This window comes from Dictyobacter alpinus, assembly GCF_003967575.1.
GTDB lineage: Bacteria > Chloroflexota > Ktedonobacteria > Ktedonobacterales > Ktedonobacteraceae > Dictyobacter > Dictyobacter alpinus.
The window spans coordinates 630329-648682 of the sequence record NZ_BIFT01000001.1; the positions used below are offsets into that span (position 1 = coordinate 630329).

An 18354-nucleotide genomic window follows, 5' to 3' on the forward strand; every position below is an offset into this window, starting at 1 on the left:
ATATATGGAGCTTATTAAGACACCATTTGGTTTCGGATCAACTGCTGAAGAGATAGTGCAGAACGTTGATATGACGAATAAACGCGTTATCATTACTGGTGCCTCCTCTGGTATTGGTATCGAGACGGCGCATGCCCTGGCGAGTAGTGGTGCCGATGTGACGTTAGCTGTACGCGATACCGGGGCTGGCGAGCGTATCGCCAATGACATTAGTGCGGCGACCGGAAATACCTTGATCCATGTTGCGGCTCTCGACTTGAGCAATCTGGATTCCGTCGCCGCCTTTGTGAAAGGCTGGCATGGTCCTCTACACGTCCTGGTGAACAATGCTGGTATCATGGCCGTGCCTCAATTAGAACTGACGTCGGATGGACATGAGATGCAATTCGCAACCAACTTCCTCGGCCACTTCGCGCTCACAGTGGGATTGCATGAAGCACTTGTGTCCGCATCTGGTGCTCGCATCGTGTCGGTGAGCTCAAACGCGCATCAGTTCTCACCAGTGATCTTCGATGACGTGGACTATCAGATCCGTCCTTACGATCCATGGTCCGCCTATGGCCAATCCAAAACGGCCTGTATCCTGCTTGCGGTCGAAGCCACGCGGCGCTGGTCTCACGAGGGCATCTACGCCAATGCACTTAATCCTGGTGCCATTGCTACCAACCTGCAGAAGTATACTGGTGGTTTGAAGACTCCAGTTGAGAAGCGCAAGACGCCCGCGCAGGGAGCAGCGACATCAGTGTTGCTGGCTGCTTCACCTCTGTTAGAAGGGATCGGCGGGCGCTACTTCGAAGACTGCAATGAGTCGCCTGTCCTGCGCGATCGGCCGGTGATGTTTGGTGGCGGAGTTGCTCCGTGGGCACTAGATCCCAACAACGCCGAGCACCTGTGGGAGATATCCCTTGGCATGCTCGAAGCAAAAAAAGCGTAATATTGAATGAGGTAAGAAATTCTCGCGCTGAAAAATGTCGTTATTGGTGGCAACGAGCGTATCGGTAAAAAGCTTGTTACAATCCTATCACAATGACTGGCTCAGCCGTTCTACCGCTCAACAGCAAGCAAGTTTAGTAGAAGGAAAGGCATTTCTTTATATGAACGCACCATCATCTCAACAGGCACAGCTAGCTGCAGTGCTTCCGACGCTCTCGCTTCCTGCTGACATTCATTTGCGCTGCTGGACAGATGTCGATATGCCCGCTGTTCAGAGACTCGTTGACCAGCAGGGATGGCCGACCCGGCATACGCCAGAAGAGGTGATTGGGGGCTGGCGTCATGCCTGGCCTACTCTCGTTGCTACGCACGATGAGCGTGTGGTGGGATATGTGCAGGCATTGACGGATGAGCACGTCACGATGCACATCACCGACCTGCTCGTTGATGCTAACTATCGAGGAAAGGGGATCGGCCGCCTGCTGTTGCAGGCCTGCCATCTGCTCTATCCACGAGTCCAAATCAACCTGATCGCGGAAAAAGAGGCCATTCCTTTTTATAAGGCGGTTGGCTATCAACACGTGGGAGAGAGTTACGGCTTTCACAAACGCTTCTGGTAATCGGGCGTAGTATATCCGGTATAGTTACCACGCCAGACCAGCCAGAGAACCAGAACGGGAATAAGCAATCTGAATTCATGGTGAAGGGGAGAAGCGGACGCTTTTCCCTCTCCATTCTGATCGTTTGCGAGTGGTTTACAGGCAAACATGCAAGAGCCTTGAAGGCGCGAGATAGTTGATCTTCAGTAGTTAAAGCTCGGCGTTTTCGTGCAGACGTTTGATATCAACGCCCAGGCCAGCAACCATCAAATAAACACGCGAGGCGGCGGCAGCGATACGCTGATTGACTAAACCCAGGACATCACGGTAGACACGTCCTAGCGCATAAGCAGGTACGATTCCTAGTCCAACTTCATTGGTGACTACAATGAGAGTCTTACCTGGTTCCAAAGCAGATACGACATCGAGCAAGGCATCAAGCTCGCGAAGTGCACCATCATAATACTGTGCACTGATTGTATCTTCTTCTACCTGCCCTGCCTGCTCCTGTGAAAACAACCAGTTTGAAAGCCAGACCGTCATACAATCTAAGATCAATACATCAGCTACTCTGGCCGCCTGCTCTACAGCGGCAGCCAGTTGTAGGGGTTCCTCAATTGTCTGCCAGGTAGCAGCACGAGCGGCCTGATGGCGGGCAATGCGGTCGCGCATATCATCATCGCTGGCGGTGGCCGTAGCGATAAAAGCTACCTGCCGACCAGACTGTAAAGCCAGGCGTTCAGCAAACGTGCTTTTTCCACTGCGCGCCCCACCCAGCACCAGTACTAACCGTGGACGTTCCGCTTGCTTGTCGGTATTCATATATTATCCCTTTATTGTTAAGGCCAGAAACACAGTAGTGTAAATAGCAAAAGTAAAATAACCTCAATTAACTCGGCCAACGTTCCATAGCTATCACCGGTTAATCCACCCAGCTTACTGGTAATCCAGCGTCCAATGAACCAGGCAATCAGTGTGGCACAAAACCAAAGGATCAGCCCGACTATATGGCTGGCGAGCAAGGCAATAATCAGCGATAACAGGGCGGCACAAATCAAGCGGGGACGAGTGACCGTTTGTCGAAAGGCTGCACCCAGACCCGTTGCCCGCGCAGATGGAAAAGCAAACATGGATTGCACCATGGTCCAGCGCGAAATTGGTAGTATGGTTAACAGGGCCAATACAATAAGACTCGGTTTCAAGCTGGCCAGCAAAGAAAACTTGAGCAATAGAATACAGATACCTCCCAGAACGCCAAAGCTACCAACCCGACTATCGCGCATGATCTCCAATTTGTGCTCAGGACTACGGCCCCCAAACAGACCATCACAACTATCCATCAAACCATCCAGGTGTAATCCTCCAGTCAATAACACTAGCGCCACTACCAGCAACGCCGCCAGCACCAGAGGAGAGACCAGAGGACCAAATATCCACACCAATAAATATAGCAGCGCAGCCAGGAGCAAACCGACCAGCGGAAAATAGGCACTCCCCAAAAAGAGCCTGTCATCATCGGCATCGGTACGAAAAAGCCGCACACTGCCAGGAAGCGGCAGCGTCGAAAGGAAGCGAATCGCTGCAACCAGCTCTTTATACTGACCTAATATCCAGCCAGACCGATCAGGTTTATAGGGTTTACGAGCATCTACAAACGGTGGGACCTCAGACATCTGGTGTTACTCCTTCTTCGTGCTGCTATACATCACCGATACCGACAGAAGATGCTCCTGCTGGCTGATTCAACAAAGATAGAGATGTGGTAGAAAATACATCATCAGTTCCTGCCAGAAAATCAAGCGCACTCAGTGAGCCGTGGTCCAGCCTCACTTGCCACTGCCGTTCAAACGGCATACCTAAAATCAGACAGATCAACACACGCAATGCGCCACCATGACCTACCAGCACAATATCTCCCTCAGGCAACGTCACAGCATCCTGCGCTAATTGAATAAATCCTGCTCGGACGCGTGCTATCAAAGCCATAAAGGACTCACCGTCTGGAGGCGTTTGCTGGGTGGGATGGGTAAAGAAGCCCAGCTGGTCTGGATAACGCGCTGCTACCTCGGCATACGTTAAGCCCTCCCATGCTCCAAAAGACAACTCACGCCACGCCTCAGAGGCTTGTATGGGAGTTGATGATGGGAGATACGCTCCAATAATAGCTGTCGTCTGGACGGCGCGTTGCAAATCACTACTATAAATAGCTGCAATCGTGTGCTGACACAACCACTGACCAACTGCATGAGCCTGTTTTTCGCCTGTTGACGATAAAAGCGGATCGCTCTGGCCGCATAAACGCTTCTCACTATTCCAATCCGTCACTCCATGGCGTATCAACCAGAGACGCCGTGGCCGCGTTTCTACATCTGGCTGTTTGGCCAGCGAAATATACTCAGGTCCATCGGTCACAGCCTATCCCCTCCTTCTCTAGACTATAAGAATGCCTATGTCAGGGCGGCAATAAATAAACCGCCCCCGGGTCAGAGACGGTTTCTACACATATTTTCTATAGAGCGGAAACGGGACTCAAACCCGCAGCAGGCAAGTGAAAAGAAGCACTGTTTATTACCTTTGATCTCTTCCAAACTATAGCTGACAAGTTACGAAAAAGCAAGCAAACATTGGCAGACACTATAAACATCAATTACTGTTTTCCTTTATATGAAAAGGGGATTTGTATTTGTAATGTGGTATATACTATCGTCATTCTCTACTTGCTTACGTATCAAAATCTTTAAAAGCTAGCATAATCACAAAATATAATGTATCCGCATACAGGGATTAGACCGTACCATAGATATGATGGATTATACTGGAACAAAGCTTGGGAATTATCGCATTCTACAGCAACTGGGACACGGTGGTTTTGCGGATGTGTATCTAGGTGAACATATTTATCTGAAAACAAATGCAGCAATCAAAATTTTACATACGCAGATTGCGCAAGAAGATATCGAGAGTTTTCGGAATGAGGCACTTTTAATTGCACACCTGATGCATCCTAATATTATCCGTGTGCTGGACTTTGGGGTAGAGGGCATGACGCCTTTTCTCGTCATGGAGTATGCCCCAAAAGGGACGCTGCGCCAGCGGTTTCCTAAAGGGTCGCAACAATCCCCAGCCGTATTTATGCCATATCTAAAACAGGTGGCGTCCGGCTTGCAATATGCCCATGAGCAAAAGTTGATCCATCGCGATATTAAGCCTCAGAACATGCTCCTGGGAAACAATGATGAGGTCAAATTGAGTGACTTCGGCATTGCCCTGGTAGAGCAAACTACACAAAGCCAGGAAACGGAAGATGCCGTGACTGGAACTATTGCATATATGGCACCGGAACAATTGCAAGGCAAAGCCCGACCTGCTAGCGATCAATATTCGCTGGCGGTAGTTGTCTATGAATGGTTGACCGGCAATCGACCATTCAATGGTTCCCGCATCGAAGTGATTACCCAGCATCTTACCGCCCAGCCACCAACGCTGGATGAACAAACACTGCATATTCCTCATGCGGTGTCAGAGGTTTTGCAGAAAGCTCTGGCTAAAGAGCCTCAGCAGCGCTTTGCTAGCGTGCAGAGTTTTGTGCAGGCCTTGGAACAGGCACTAGCAGACCAGCCGCAAAGAAGAGAGAGTGCTCCCACATATTCAGGATATAGCTCACAACCTTCAGATATAACGAACACAATAACGCCACAAGGACACCGGAGATTACAAAATACGGCCTCAACGGTCTTTTCAGCGCAGGCCATGAATAATCTTATGCATACAAATCCCGCTAAATCACTGGCCACAAGCACACGTCCTGTGGTCAAAAAAGCAGCCGGTTGTGCCAGTAGATTAGTCATAACAGTAATTGCACTTCCAGTAGTGCTCTGTGCACTCGCCTTTGGTGGCTATGCCTATCTGATCAATCGCAATCCCCCTTCTCAGGCAGTCGCGATGTCACATGATTTCATGGGCGCGCTGCGTGCACATAATTATGAACAGGCTTACGCCGATGTCAGTTCTTCTACCAGTAACCATGATAATTTTATCAATCAGGCAAAGCGAGAAGATCAATGCTATGGGGAGATTACCACATATACAGAAACCAATGGTTCTACGCCCAATAATACGCAGGTACACAACTATACGATATCTCGCTCCCAACTTACCAATCCATACCATCTACATATAACACTAAGTAAGGATTTCTGGGGCAACTGGCATGTAAGTGATTACAACAGTGATATAACATCTGGCAATCCTGCATGTCCCGGAGCTTAATACTTACCAGAAAAAACATAGGCTGGGTGTCTACCGAAAAGAAATCACAGCTGTAAGAAAGGATCTTCTTCAATGACTTTAAAATTTGGTGTTATTGTTCCACAGGGATGGCGAATGGACCTGGTCAATCAGCCAGACCCTGTTGAGGCATATGAGACGATGACACGTGTGGCACAGGAAGCCGAGAATCTTGGCTTTGATTCGGTCTGGCTCTTTGATCATTTCCATACTGTTCCTCAGCCAACCCAGGAGTTAACCTTTGAGTGCTGGACGAGTACAGCGGCCCTGGCTCGCGACACCAAACGCGTTCGTATTGGTCAGATGGTCACCTGCAACGGCTATCGCAATCCTGCCTTGCTGGCAAAGATGGCCAGTACTGTCGATGTACTCAGCCATGGTCGTCTCAACTTTGGTATTGGCGCTGGTTGGTATGAACATGAATACAACGCATATGGCTATGATTTTCCAGATGGACCCACACGCTTGCGGCAACTACGGGACGCTTTACGTATCATTCACGCAATGTGGAATGAAGACGAGGCCATAGTTGAGGGTAAGTATTTGCATGTCAATGGAGCAATCAATCAACCCAAGGGTGTGCAGAAGCCCCATATTCCGCTGCTTATCGGTGGCGCGGGCGAAAAGGTGACCCTCAAGCTGGTCGCTCAGTATGCTGATGCCTGCAATATTCAACACCTGGATAATGAAGGATTAGCGCGTAAATTCTCTTTGATCAAAGAGCATTGTGACAATGTTGGTCGCGATTATAATGCTATCTGGCGTACAGTCCTATTCAACTGCGCCATTGCCGAAACAGATCAAGAAGCATTGGCTAAAAGCACACCATACCAGCGCAATGTGCCCGCTGACCGTATTCGGCAACAGGCATTAGTGGGTACACCGGATGCCATTCGCAAGCGTGTTCAGGAAATTGAGCAGGCGGGCGCACAGGAATTGATTATTTTCCTGCAAGATTCCGCACAATTGGAGTCGCTACGCATGTTTGCTAATGCCTGCATCGACAAATAAAGCCTTGCTGGTCAATGAAGCTGATTACTATTGGCTTCATTGACCAGTAGTTTTTCGCGGATTATGGCATTGAACATAGCGATCATATGGGTTGGCCAGCATTAAAATGCGATAAAGCCTAATGCTTCTAATTCAAGTACGGCTTTCTCAGCCTTTTTTTCATCTTGAATAGACATCAATACAGCGATCTTCCCAACATTTCTCATGCCATCTACCAGCAAAAAGACACGTTTCTGCAGGCGTGATAACCGCTTCATGGTATCTGGATTGGCGAGTAAAGAACGATGTGGGACACGTAAAGAAAACTGAGTTGCGACACTAATCGGACCAGTGGTGGACGAAGAATGCAATGATGCCGAGGAAGATGCAATAAGCGGTGGTGTCGATGGTTGTATATCTAAATGCCAGTTGCGTGGACCCAGTCCATAAAGCAACCGTAAAGCTTTGTTACCTGATGCACACACTTCCCCATCCTCAGCTACAATGCGGCAGCGCATTGCCTGTCCATCACGCAGACCAATTTGTGCAATACAAGGCATTTGCAAGCCATTAATGCCATGAATGAATAACGTTGAGAGCACTCCCTGTTGACGCACCTCAGACAATAGAGGTAATAGATTTTCGAGTTCAAGCTTGTATTCTCTCATTTTAATCACAACCCACCTCTCAAGAATAATGCTATCCAGATAGCATTACACCCCATACAAAGAGATCAAACTAGCACGAAAAAGCTGATCGTAGCAAAACCACTCGTACACATTCCCTATCCCAGCAAACTTCAATAGGCATTCACTTTAACGTATGTGAGCAAATGATGAGACAATGCCATTACAATGTTCTATCATTGGAATATAGTATAACACATCTATATGACTTCAACGCATTAAATATGCATATAAATTTTCGGCAAAAAAACTGAAGCTTTACGACGAAGCGTTCTCGCCTACAATGGAAGAAGCGAGAAGTGGATGACGCCCACTCCCCAGGCAGGCGGGCAAACGAGGCCCGCCTGTCTGCATCTTTCGACTTTATAGTTGCTTTCCCAATTGCACTGTACGCAAACGAAAGAGCAGGTACGTCATCAGACTCCCAATAGCTAGCGCGACTATAGTCCAGCTATACACAATACTATAAGATGCACTGCTAAGTCCCAGGCCAAAGAGAGGGAATAGAATAATCATGGCGAGACTAAACATTCCCGTTTCAAATGAGAGCACCATCGCTCGCTGCGCTTCTGGACTGCCTTCATTAAGCCGCGTGCTGACGGTGGGATAAAGGATTGCCGTCGCCGCTTGAAAAAAGGTTAAAAAACCCAGCAGACTGACAATGGCATTAGGAACGATCATCAAAAGTAATCCAACCAGTTGAAAGACTATACAGGCCGAGATCAGGACGCGGGCCGAGAGGCGCCTCATCAGATAAGGGGCCAGCGCGGTAAAGCCAAACTGGCTCAGACTACTGACTGACATGATAATACCGATACTACTGAGGGCAAAGCCAAGCTCATGAAATTGTAACTGCACAAAAAAGTAGATCGTAGTACCACAACTCTCAGAAAGTCCAGAGATCAGGATCAGTCCTAGCAAACGCGGCGAATGCCAGACAGCGGCCAGGCCTTTCTGGAAATGCAAGATCGGATGCGGTCGCTCGTGCTGCTTCTGTTGCGGATCAGTGACCGCGGCAGGTAGGAATAGCAAAGGAATAATCGCCAGCAGGCAAACGATAGCCCGACAGACAAATGGCAAGGTCTGCATGATATTGCCAAGATAGCCACCAGATGTTGTGCCAATGATTTCACTAACGATGCTCACCATAAGCATCCAGCTAAACAACTTGCTATAACGTATCCCTTGCTGCTGTGGATCACCGGGAGCAGCGTACCCTGTCAGGGTCCAGAGAATGGCTTCATTCGCCCCTCCCAGAAACGCATAGGAGATACCGGACAAAGCAAAACTGATAAACAAGAAAGGCAAGGTTGGCTGCAGAAAAAACACTGTTTCGAGCGCCCCAAGTAGACAATAAACGATCAAACTCTTACGACGTCCCAGTAGATCAGCAAAAATGCCACTGGGCACTTCAGCTACAAATTTAGCTATATGAAATGTCATTTCCAGCAAACCAATCACAAATGGCGAGTATCCATGTGAGGACAGATAAATCACCCAGATAGCACTGGTGAACATCAGGCGCATGATGCTATTGTGACTAAAAAAGGCAATCAGCCAGCGCCGCCATGGTATTGGTTCTTGTATCAACGAGACAGGAGGTTCTAAAATTGAATCGCTCATCAGAGATCACAAGGCCCTTTCATAAAAAATGCAGACAACAAAACAAGAAAGAAAGTTGCATTGAGGGCCTGGCACACATACCGAACAGAGAAGAGTGGCGCATAGTATCTCTTGAAAAGCTCAATCGTGATGATGACACGAGAATACAACACGATTGACAGCATAGTAGGGAAGAGATTCCTGAAGGAGGAGAGTAATTCCACGCTAAACAGAGCATACCACGATGAAGTATGCTTTCAGGTCAGCGCTACTTTCCGCCGCACAAGCATTTCAGCGCCAGGCTGCTTATGCGGCAGACACATGTCCGACACGGGTCGGCTGGAGATAGTGATGTGCCATGCGTAATGTGGCAGTAATGCCAGCTACATGGTTTGACTGTGTCTTACTCATAGCATGATAATAACAATGCCTGGCAAATCTGTCAAGAACGAGGCAGAATAAATGTTTATTTGCTTAGATCGCTTAATGGCAATCCAGTCTTAGCCACAATCACTGAACGCAATGCATCTAATTGCCTGGCATATTCTTCATTTGTCAGAGTGGGCTTACTAAAAGTAGTTTCTACCGGTACAGTTTGCATGCTATCAAGCCAGGAGATAACTTCGTGTTGGCCAGCCAACTCTAATTGATAAACATGCTTGCTGTGTTTAGGTCCTGACGCCGAAAAGCTATCAATGGCAAATAAACGTGCATCCGACCAGGGAAGATAGCGATCATTTGCCGCTAAACCAGATTTCATAGTCAAGCCTCTCTCATCGGCAATAAGTCTCTTGCCACCCTGGAAAATCGCACCTAAAACGGCGCAGATTCCAGCGACTAAAAATAGCGTGGTAATAGAAACGAGCTCATACATGCTAAAACTAAGCCAGATATTAGAAAGCAGGAACAGCGCACAAACCAGAATTAGACTTCCCCAGATGATGAATACCGTTCTCCAGGCAGGTTTGTACTCTATCGTTAATGGCAATGCAGATACATCAGGCCGCGGCTGCGGATCCGCCAGGGTTACTTGCTCTCCTCTGACATAACGCTGGCGTCTTTGTTCAATCTTTTTATATTTTCTCATGTGCAAAAGGGGATTAATAGTGCATGTCACGCATATCACAATGACGGTATTGATGCTATAAAACAATATTGGCACGTAGAAGAGCGTGATGTGATACACAGATCTAGCTATGTATGCAATTGCAAGTAATCCTGCCCAAATAACAAAGCTTATCAAGCCTACTTTAAGCACATTTTGGAGATTTGACAGCGCAGGCAGTGTTTTGAGCGCGCTTTCCTCATGCTGGTGAGCCTGAGATAGAGATTGATCCTTCAACATAGTATCCTTTTTATATATTGATGTAAAAAGCCAGTAAACATTTATACGCATATAAAACGAAAAAGGGCAATAGGTGGACTCAAGATGTATATGTATGTCGAGCATTGATCAAACTGGACAGCGCATGTTCAAACCGGGTGCAATAACATCAATGGCTTCAACTTTTAAGCACCCTCGATGCGTGTTACCATTGAAGGGACGATTAGAAGGAGAACGTTATTATGAACAATATATCTAACAACAAACACACTGTACTGGTTACAGCACATGTGAATGAAGATTGGAAGAGACATTTACAAGAAATCTCGCCTGACCTACAGATTGAATTCAGGCCTGATGCTAAAGTTGAAGATATTCCTGCTGCTCTGTGGCAAGAAGTCGAAATTTTGTTTACATTGAATACATTCCCTGAGCCGGAGCAGGCACCCCGACTACGATGGGTCCAATTATATTCGGCCGGTGCAAACCAGGCCTCTGATGGTCCTCTTGCTCAATCTCAGGCAACTTTTACTACGGCCAGTGGTGTGCATGCAGTCAATATTGGCGAGTATGTGCTGACAACCATACTGGCCTGGTTCCATCGCTTTCCTCTTTTTTCTGAGTGGAAGCAAAAAGCCGAGTGGCCACAGGATAAGGACCGTGGACTGTTTATGCCCGAGGAATTACGCGAGAAGACACTAAATATCGTCGGTTATGGCAGTATCGGACGTGAGGTTGCTCGCATGGCAAAAGCCTTTGGCATGCGTATCGTGGCTTTAGAGCAGAGAGCCGACCATGTCGACCATGGCTTTCTCTTTCCTGATATTGGCGATCCTGAAGGAACGCTTCCTGACCAGTACTATACGATAGAACAATTTCATCAGATTCTGGGAGAAAGTGATGTAGTGGTTGTGGCGGTTCCTTTAACGCCAACCACCCGGGGCATGTTTGATAAACAGGCTTTTGAGGCCATGAAAAACACAGCTTTTCTCGTCAACATCGCTCGCGGCGATGTCTGCGATGAGCAAGCGCTGATTGAGGCCTTGCAGGAAAAGAAGATTGCCGGGGCGGCCCTCGATGTATTTAAAGCCGAACCACTCCCCTCAAGCAGCCCCCTCTTCAAACTGACAAATGTCATTATGACTCCACATATATCCGGCCTTACTCCCTACTATGATGAGCGCGTAACACAAATCTTTGCTGAAAATTTGCGTCGCTATGTCAAAGGGGATCAACTCTATAATACTGTCGATAAAGAGCGCGGCTACTAAATCTATCCACGTTGTCAGTTACTGCTGTTCAGAAGAAATCGCAGTAACTGGCACTTGGATATGTGAAACGTAGAGCTATCCTTTCCCGTAGTACAAACAAACAGGCGTTCGCCTGCGAAGCCATATTGAAAGGATACGCCTGCCATGCAGCCACTCTCAAGTAATGAGCAAGATAATCAAAGCCAGAGCAGAACTATATTAATAATAGAAGATGATGCAAATGTTGGATCAAGCCTGGTACAAATCATTGTTGAAGAAACACAGAATCTCGCATTTTTAGTCACTGATCCAGAACAAGCCTTACAGATATTTGAAGAGCTCTTGCCTGATATGCTCATTATCGATTATCATCTGCCACACATGAATGGACTTCAATTATATGATTTCCTCCAGACACGGCAAGAGTTTCAACATATTCCAACGATCATTATTAGTGCCGCTGTTCCCCGTGAGGATATCCAGCAACGACACCTGGTCGCGCTTGATAAACCATTTGAAATCGATGAACTCCTCTCCCACATTGATAATCTTATGCAAACCTCACATTAATCATGCAGCAATCCTTTATCAACATAGACTCAAAAATTTGCCGCTGGCATAGTATCTCCCGGTATCTTACCTATCCTCCTATCTCATAAACATAAAGAGATCCTCCAAATAGTGGTAATTTGGAAGATCTCTCTTGTGACGCAGACAAAAACTTATTTCTTCAACACCCAGTCACCATTAGACTTCACAACGGTGGAAGGAGGACCAGCAAAATTTTGCACTGGTTTGTCTTTATTCAAGTATAGCTGCACATCATGCCAGATAGGACCAGCACCGTCTACACCGGTTACATTGATCATTTGTGAGTTATCATTATTACCGGCCCACACACCTACTGTATAACGAGCAGTGTATCCCATGGTCCAGTTATCAACAAATGAATTTGAAGTACCGGTTTTGGCAGCCGCAGGAATAACTTTGCCTGGATTGCCTGCATAACAATTAGAGGTACTACTGGTATATAGGTAGAGTGCACTACACGGTCCAAACTCCAGGTTGCGCGAGGGGTTATCAGATAACGTATTGGTGATCATAAAGGCTGCCGCCTCGCTCAATACACGCGTTCCTTTTGTGTCCGGTTTGTACACAATTTTGCCTTGCTGGTCAGTAATTTGATTAACCGCATGATAGGGAATACGCACACCACCATTAGCAAAAGTAGCATAGCCCTGGGTATTATCGATCAACCTCACGCTCAGCGCGCCAAGTACCATGGTAATGTTGGGAGAACCATAGTAGACATTCGCCGCTTTTGAGCCATTCCCATCGCTTATATTCATCATCTTCGTGGCAACAGCCAATGACTGATCGATACCAGCTGTTTGCTCAATTTTGATGGCTGGAATATTTAGGGAGTTATCAAGGGCCTTACGATAAGTCATCCAACCACCATAGGTCATACTATAGTTGTGTGGCTCATAGGATGGTAAACCACAGCACATGGGAATAGTCAATGGCGCATCCAGCACCTGTGAACCAGGACTCGCCGTTCCTTGCTGGAAAGCAGTGGCATAGACATATGGCTTAAATGATGAACCTGGTTGTCGATAACCTTGTGTCGCCACATTGAAGGATCCATATTTTGGATCATTTGGATCGATATTTCCCACAATCGCACTGACCGCACCTGTATGCTGATCCATCACGACAACAGAAGCATTCGTGATATGGTGGGCTGTCATCTGCTGTACATGTAATTTCGCGCTATTCTGGGCATAATTCTGTAATTTAAGATCCAGCGCAGTCTTAACTGTCAATCCTGAACGTGAAAGATCCGCGGCACTGGCATGCAAATTTGTCTGAAGCTCACTCATAACATAATTGACATACGTCGCAGCTTTTTCGGATGGCGGATTGGTGGGTCTAATAAAATTCGGGTGTTGAATCTCCTGAATGGCCGCCGTCTTCTCTTTACCAGAGATATAGCCTTGCACATACAATTGATCTAACACCTGTAACGTGCGCTTATAGCTGTTCTTAGGATAGGCGATTGGATTACGTAGGGCAGGATTACTGGGGATACCCGCCAGAGTGGCGGCCTGGGCGATATCTAACTGCTGCGCCGCAGTTTGCTTCCCATTATCGTGTAAACCAAAGTACTTTGTCGCCGCTTCCTCAGCACCATAGACCATATTTCCATAATAAATGGTATTAAGATACATCTCCATAACTTGCTGCTTGGTATAATAGCGCGTGATTTGGGGTGCAAGAATCAGCTCTTGCAATTTACGTAGGGCAGTATCTTTATTACCGACAATAGTATTTTTCACCAGCTGCTGGGTAATCGTACTACCACCAGCCACTACGCCATGGGCGGTAATGTCAGAGATCGCGGCACGAATAATACCAGTCAGATCATAACCATCATTTTTCCAAAAGTTCTGGTCTTCAATAGCAATTTCTGCATTGATGAGATTGGGGGAAATCTTTTTTAGTGGGAGGGTTGTCTGCATCCCCTGATCAGCAGTTTGATAGATCATGGTTCCCTGCGCATCGTATATCTTGAGATTATCCCTTGGCAGGATATCTTGCAGGGTCATCACTCTTCCCTGGTATTGTTGATTAACCGCATTGGTAAAACCCTGAAGCGATACTAGCACAACCAGGATAACGAGCAGAACAGAACAGGCACTGATCAGGACAGCTACCATTGTACGTGTATTTTTGCGGGCCTTTTTCTCAACTTGTAGATTGGTGACACGTAACGTCTTACGCTTGAGATAGCGTTTTGTGTGCCAGCCAGTTTCATGCAAACGCTTATGTGAGCCTTCATACATCACGCCCGGGGTTGGCGGCTCAGGAGCTTCGCCCAACCGCTGAGCAACTGCGGCCTGACTATAGCCAGGCAACTTCGCGGGCTGCCGTTTTACTTCGGCGACCTCAGCAGATGGCACGACCTGCGGAAGGTTTTTTTGCTCATCCGCATCTAAATTTTCCCCGGTGCGCATTCCGGTTGCCATAGTTATTGATCTCTTTCCTATTTCTGACAGAAATTAAGTCTTCTTCTCTTTACAACTATGACACAAAGAGAAAAGTATCGGAAACTAGTAGAATACACTAGTCTATTTGGGTTAGGACCAGCATAAGGGGTTAATCTTCTAGCTCTATCTTACACTACTCAACCGGGAGAGCTCAAGGCACTCCTGGCGATCTGCAGGGCTTTTTCATTTTCAGCCGGGAGTAACTGTCAGGCAAATCATATACAGAGTATTTCTGGTGTGGTGTGTGTTCTGTGGGCGGCCGCGGTCGCCCACAGAACACACACCACACCAGACTCCGGCGCCATAGGCGCCAGGAAGAGGAAAATTAAAAAGCCCTGGGCGATCTGCGTTAAAACTGGACGGGAAGAGCCCGCAGGCCCATAATCAATGAACCTGGTCTCCAGATAAGTTCCTCTGGTGCAACGGCTAATTGAATATGCGGAAGGCGCTGCAGCAAGGTCGAGATGGCAATCTGGCCTTCTAAGCGTGCCAATGGCGCTCCCAGACAATAGTGGATGCCTTTCCCAAACGCCAGGTGCCGATTGTCCGACCGCGTAATATCCAATTCATCGGGATGCTTGAACGTTTCTTCATCATGGTTAGCTGAGGCAAGCACCACCACCACATAATCCCCACGCTTTAATTGTTGACCATTCAGTTCCATATCCTCGCTTACCCAACGCTGGGTAGCCGTCATCAATGGGCCATGAAAGCGCAAAAACTCTTCGATGGCGCTTTTAATCAGGGCCGGATCCTGCTGCAAAAGCTCTTTCTGTTCTGGATGGAGCAATAGTGCCAGCATTCCGTTGCTAATCAAATTCACTGTTGTTTCATGGCCGGCAATTAACAATAGCGAGACCATCGAGATTAATTCACCTTCTGACAGCTTATTTCCTTCGCTCTCCGCTGCAATCAAACCACTAATGAGATCTTCGGCAGGCAGTTTGCGCTTCTCATTGATCAGATAACGTAGATATTCACGAAATGCCCGGACCTGATCCGCGTTTCGACGAAATGCATCGGGATCGCCCGATGATTCAATAAATAGGTTAGACCAGGCGCGGAATCGGGCCTGATCATCACGGGGCACACCCAGCATTTCAGTAATAATCAGCATAGGCAAAGGAAAAGCAAAATCATTGACGAGATCCATTGTTCCGGTCCCCTGGACACCATCTAGCAATTCATGAGCGATCGTCTGGATACGCTCACGCCACCTCTCAATAAATCGTGGTGTAAATGAAAGACTAACCAGCGAACGCAGGCGTGTATGATCGGGCGGATCTGCACCTAACATGTTGCGTTCAAAGAAAACAGGTTGTTGATGTGCTTGCTGACTACCTTCCTCCTGCTCAGTCACGATGCGACCAAATTGCTTGCTTAACTGCTCGAGGGATAATAAATGACGGGGATCTTTAATAAATCGTGGATCACGCAATGCTAGTTCAGCATCCTCGTAGCGTGTAATCAACCATCCCAACCGATTACCTGGTAATACCACCTGCTTGATTGGATCATTTTTACGCACATTGGCAAAAATGGGATAAGGGTTTGCTTTAAAATTTGGTGAGCCAAGCTCTATTGATGCCATGCCTGTTCTTGCCTTTCTAAAGTAATATGAAGTATTTTCAGGAAAATACTTTCTAGCTCTTCTTAACTATACACTGTTTATGCAGGCACGTAGTAAATAACATAACCACCATAAGTTTCTCTCTCATAGCTTGGGCTTAAAGCATGGCTATAAAATAGCTTATCCATCTCTCTAACCTGTGGATTACTCTTCGGGAAAACATAGCCGGGATATGTAGCAGCAGTTGCGGCTTGACGATACGGAAGATAACGATCAAAATCGGGGGAGAGATCTTCAGCAAGCGAGCTACAAATAAGACGCTCACGACTTTGGAAGATAAGATTGTTGCATGTCCAATACTCTGAATAAAAACGCGTTAGTTTGAGTTTCTCTAAATGGTTGATGAGCTCTGTGCGCGACGTATAATCTGCCTGGGCACCAGGAATCTCCATGAACGTGCTATAGCTACCCACCATAGCTAAAACCAGAAAAAGTATCAGGATTGCACTACTGGCAATGCGAGCAAACAGTGAACGACGCTGGCTGGAAGCAACCAATACACTTGCACTCTTCCAGAATGGCCAGAGCAACGCAGGAAATGCAATTAAAAGACAGGTAAGGTAACGGGCCGTAGGGCCAGGCGTCAGTGCAGAAGCAGCACTGGTAATATAGGAAAAAATGGTTCCGCCAGCACTGATAAGCAGCATCAAACTACTACAATAACCTATGATGCTTATGCGCTGCTCCAAACTCCAGGAAGTTCCCCTGAGCATCGGCCAGAAAGTATGCACTTTTTCAGTATGTAAGCTTCTCCACAACAGTATCAATGTCATAATGAGAGAAAAAGCATACACAAACAAGAAGAAACTACCCCATGATACTTGCACAACGTTGCAGGGGCTCTGAAAATTCTGCTGAAACTCTGCCACGTAAAAACTACAAATTGGATTATAGTTGGTGGCGCCGGGAATAGCGATCCCTACTGTCCCTAAAATTTGTTCCCAAAATGTATAAGGCATATTCTTGCCGGCCTGATGTAACCAGAAAAGAATAGAGAGGGAATTATTGCCAAACGGGGCTGTTACATTGTATATAATTAATGGAAAAGCTCCAATCCCCATACCCAACAGGCAACTTATGCTCGCCCACGATCGCAATTCTCGCCGACAAAAGAGCAGTAGAAGTACAACTCCCATTCCAACAACCGGCAAGATAAGCATATCTACCCAGATAGCAACCCCAATGATAAGGCCTAACAGGCCATATACGATACATCGACGCCACGTTGTACGAGTGCGAGGCTCAATAAAAGGGGTTGTCTGGGCGATCCACACCACAAGCAAACTAATACAGGCTGCAAAAAAGATGGTTTCAGGATATTCACCGACGGCTTTGAGTTGCCGAGAAATAGTTCCAGTAGAACCAAGGCTTAGTAACAAAATAATAAAGAAGGCAAATGGACGACTATATAAGCGTCGCGTCAGGTAATACATACAAATAAGGAATAGCACAAAAAATGGTAATAGACCAAGTCTGAGCATAAACAGGGAAGGCCCGAATACATAAAATAGCGGGGCTGCAATATAACCTTCGATAGGGCCCATATATGGTAACCCATAAAAGAAAATAGGCCGGTCACCATTAAAAGCTACATGCAGGGCCAATATACCCATATTTCCCTCATCGCTGTTGGTGATAGGCCAATTAAAATAAATCAAAATAAAGCGCATTATCGTAGCAAGGACAATAATCAAAAACGTTAACAGATCATATCTGTCAATGTGTATTTTCTTACTATTTAATGTAACTATCACGTACGCCTCAAGACCTTTCCTTACTACTTATATACCTTCATTCGATCTTGTTATCTTTCTACAAATACCATACTAGAGATTTCCACAAAATTCAAGGTACAGATATTGATTAAAAGACAGATTATAAGCAAATATACTTGACATTAGAAGACAACAACGATCAACTATTCACCTTTTAGAAAAATACATGGGTGCCATCGCCCTTTTTCCGGCCTGTTCCTCCCCAGAATATAAGGATAGTTATCATTT

Annotated in this window: 15 protein-coding genes; 6 read left to right on the top strand and 9 right to left on the bottom strand. The window is 46.7% G+C overall.

The window, feature by feature from the left end:
• Window positions 1–4: 4 nt before the first annotated feature.
• Window positions 5–934 (top strand): SDR family NAD(P)-dependent oxidoreductase, encoded by a 930-nt coding sequence (locus tag EL633_RS02460; protein WP_126625679.1) that lies wholly within the window; start codon window positions 5–7, stop codon window positions 932–934.
• Window positions 935–1094: 160 nt separating this feature from the next.
• Window positions 1095–1553, top strand: a complete 459-nt coding sequence (locus tag EL633_RS02465; RefSeq protein WP_161981882.1) for a GNAT family N-acetyltransferase — start codon at window positions 1095–1097, stop codon at window positions 1551–1553.
• A 189-nt stretch (window positions 1554–1742) separates the two neighbouring features.
• On the opposite strand, the gene cobU is transcribed toward EL633_RS02465, so the two are convergent.
• From cobU to EL633_RS02480, 3 genes are read right to left on the bottom strand one after another with little or no spacing between them, the layout of a single operon-like run.
• Window positions 1743–2354 carry a bifunctional adenosylcobinamide kinase/adenosylcobinamide-phosphate guanylyltransferase gene (gene cobU, locus EL633_RS02470; protein ID WP_126625681.1) on the bottom strand — a complete coding sequence of 204 codons (612 nt, stop codon included), beginning with the start codon at window positions 2352–2354 and terminating at the stop codon, window positions 1743–1745.
• Window positions 2355–2371: 17 nt separating this feature from the next.
• The gene (gene cobS / locus EL633_RS02475; protein WP_126625682.1) at window positions 2372–3205 is read right to left on the bottom strand and encodes an adenosylcobinamide-GDP ribazoletransferase; all 834 of its coding nucleotides are present in this window, start codon (window positions 3203–3205) and stop codon (window positions 2372–2374) included.
• A 25-nt stretch (window positions 3206–3230) separates the two neighbouring features.
• On the bottom strand, window positions 3231–3944 hold the full coding sequence (locus EL633_RS02480) for a histidine phosphatase family protein (RefSeq protein WP_126625683.1): 714 nt from the start codon (window positions 3942–3944) through the stop codon (window positions 3231–3233).
• A gap of 390 nt (window positions 3945–4334) precedes the next feature.
• Here EL633_RS02480 and EL633_RS02485 point away from each other — a divergent pair, with 390 nt between their 5' ends.
• Both EL633_RS02485 and EL633_RS02490 read left to right on the top strand, forming a co-directional pair.
• Entirely contained in the window at window positions 4335–5801 is a 1467-nt protein-coding gene (locus tag EL633_RS02485; RefSeq protein ID WP_126625684.1) for a serine/threonine protein kinase, read from the top strand.
• 72 nt (window positions 5802–5873) lie between these two features.
• Window positions 5874–6830, top strand: coding sequence for an LLM class F420-dependent oxidoreductase (locus EL633_RS02490; RefSeq protein ID WP_126625685.1), 957 nt, complete (start codon window positions 5874–5876; stop codon window positions 6828–6830).
• A gap of 101 nt (window positions 6831–6931) precedes the next feature.
• On the opposite strand, the gene EL633_RS02495 is transcribed toward EL633_RS02490, so the two are convergent.
• From EL633_RS02495 to EL633_RS02505, 3 genes are all read right to left on the bottom strand, one after another.
• Complete coding sequence (locus tag EL633_RS02495; RefSeq protein WP_126625686.1) at window positions 6932–7477, bottom strand: hypothetical protein; 546 nt, start codon at window positions 7475–7477, stop codon at window positions 6932–6934.
• A 381-nt stretch (window positions 7478–7858) separates the two neighbouring features.
• The gene (locus EL633_RS02500; RefSeq protein ID WP_126625687.1) at window positions 7859–9118 is read right to left on the bottom strand and encodes an MFS transporter; all 1260 of its coding nucleotides are present in this window, start codon (window positions 9116–9118) and stop codon (window positions 7859–7861) included.
• 445 nt (window positions 9119–9563) lie between these two features.
• Entirely contained in the window at window positions 9564–10442 is an 879-nt protein-coding gene (locus EL633_RS02505; RefSeq protein ID WP_126625688.1) for a hypothetical protein, read from the bottom strand.
• A 221-nt stretch (window positions 10443–10663) separates the two neighbouring features.
• On the opposite strand from EL633_RS02505, the gene EL633_RS02510 reads away from it, so the two are divergent.
• Together EL633_RS02510 and EL633_RS02515 are read left to right on the top strand one after the other, a co-directional pair.
• Window positions 10664–11692, top strand: a complete 1029-nt coding sequence (locus EL633_RS02510; protein WP_126625689.1) for a D-2-hydroxyacid dehydrogenase — start codon at window positions 10664–10666, stop codon at window positions 11690–11692.
• A gap of 144 nt (window positions 11693–11836) precedes the next feature.
• Window positions 11837–12241, top strand: coding sequence for a response regulator (locus tag EL633_RS02515; RefSeq protein WP_126625690.1), 405 nt, complete (start codon window positions 11837–11839; stop codon window positions 12239–12241).
• 152 nt (window positions 12242–12393) lie between these two features.
• Here EL633_RS02515 and EL633_RS02520 read toward each other — a convergent pair whose 3' ends face one another.
• From EL633_RS02520 to EL633_RS02530, 3 genes are all read right to left on the bottom strand, one after another.
• On the bottom strand, window positions 12394–14700 hold the full coding sequence (locus EL633_RS02520) for a transglycosylase domain-containing protein (protein ID WP_126625691.1): 2307 nt from the start codon (window positions 14698–14700) through the stop codon (window positions 12394–12396).
• Window positions 14701–15070: 370 nt separating this feature from the next.
• Window positions 15071–16312, bottom strand: coding sequence for a cytochrome P450 family protein (locus tag EL633_RS02525; RefSeq protein WP_126625692.1), 1242 nt, complete (start codon window positions 16310–16312; stop codon window positions 15071–15073).
• Between the two features lie 77 nt (window positions 16313–16389).
• A complete protein-coding gene (locus EL633_RS02530) occupies window positions 16390–18105 on the bottom strand; it encodes an ArnT family glycosyltransferase (RefSeq protein WP_126625693.1) in 1716 nt (571 codons plus the stop codon).
• Between the last annotated feature and the right edge of the window lie 249 nt (window positions 18106–18354).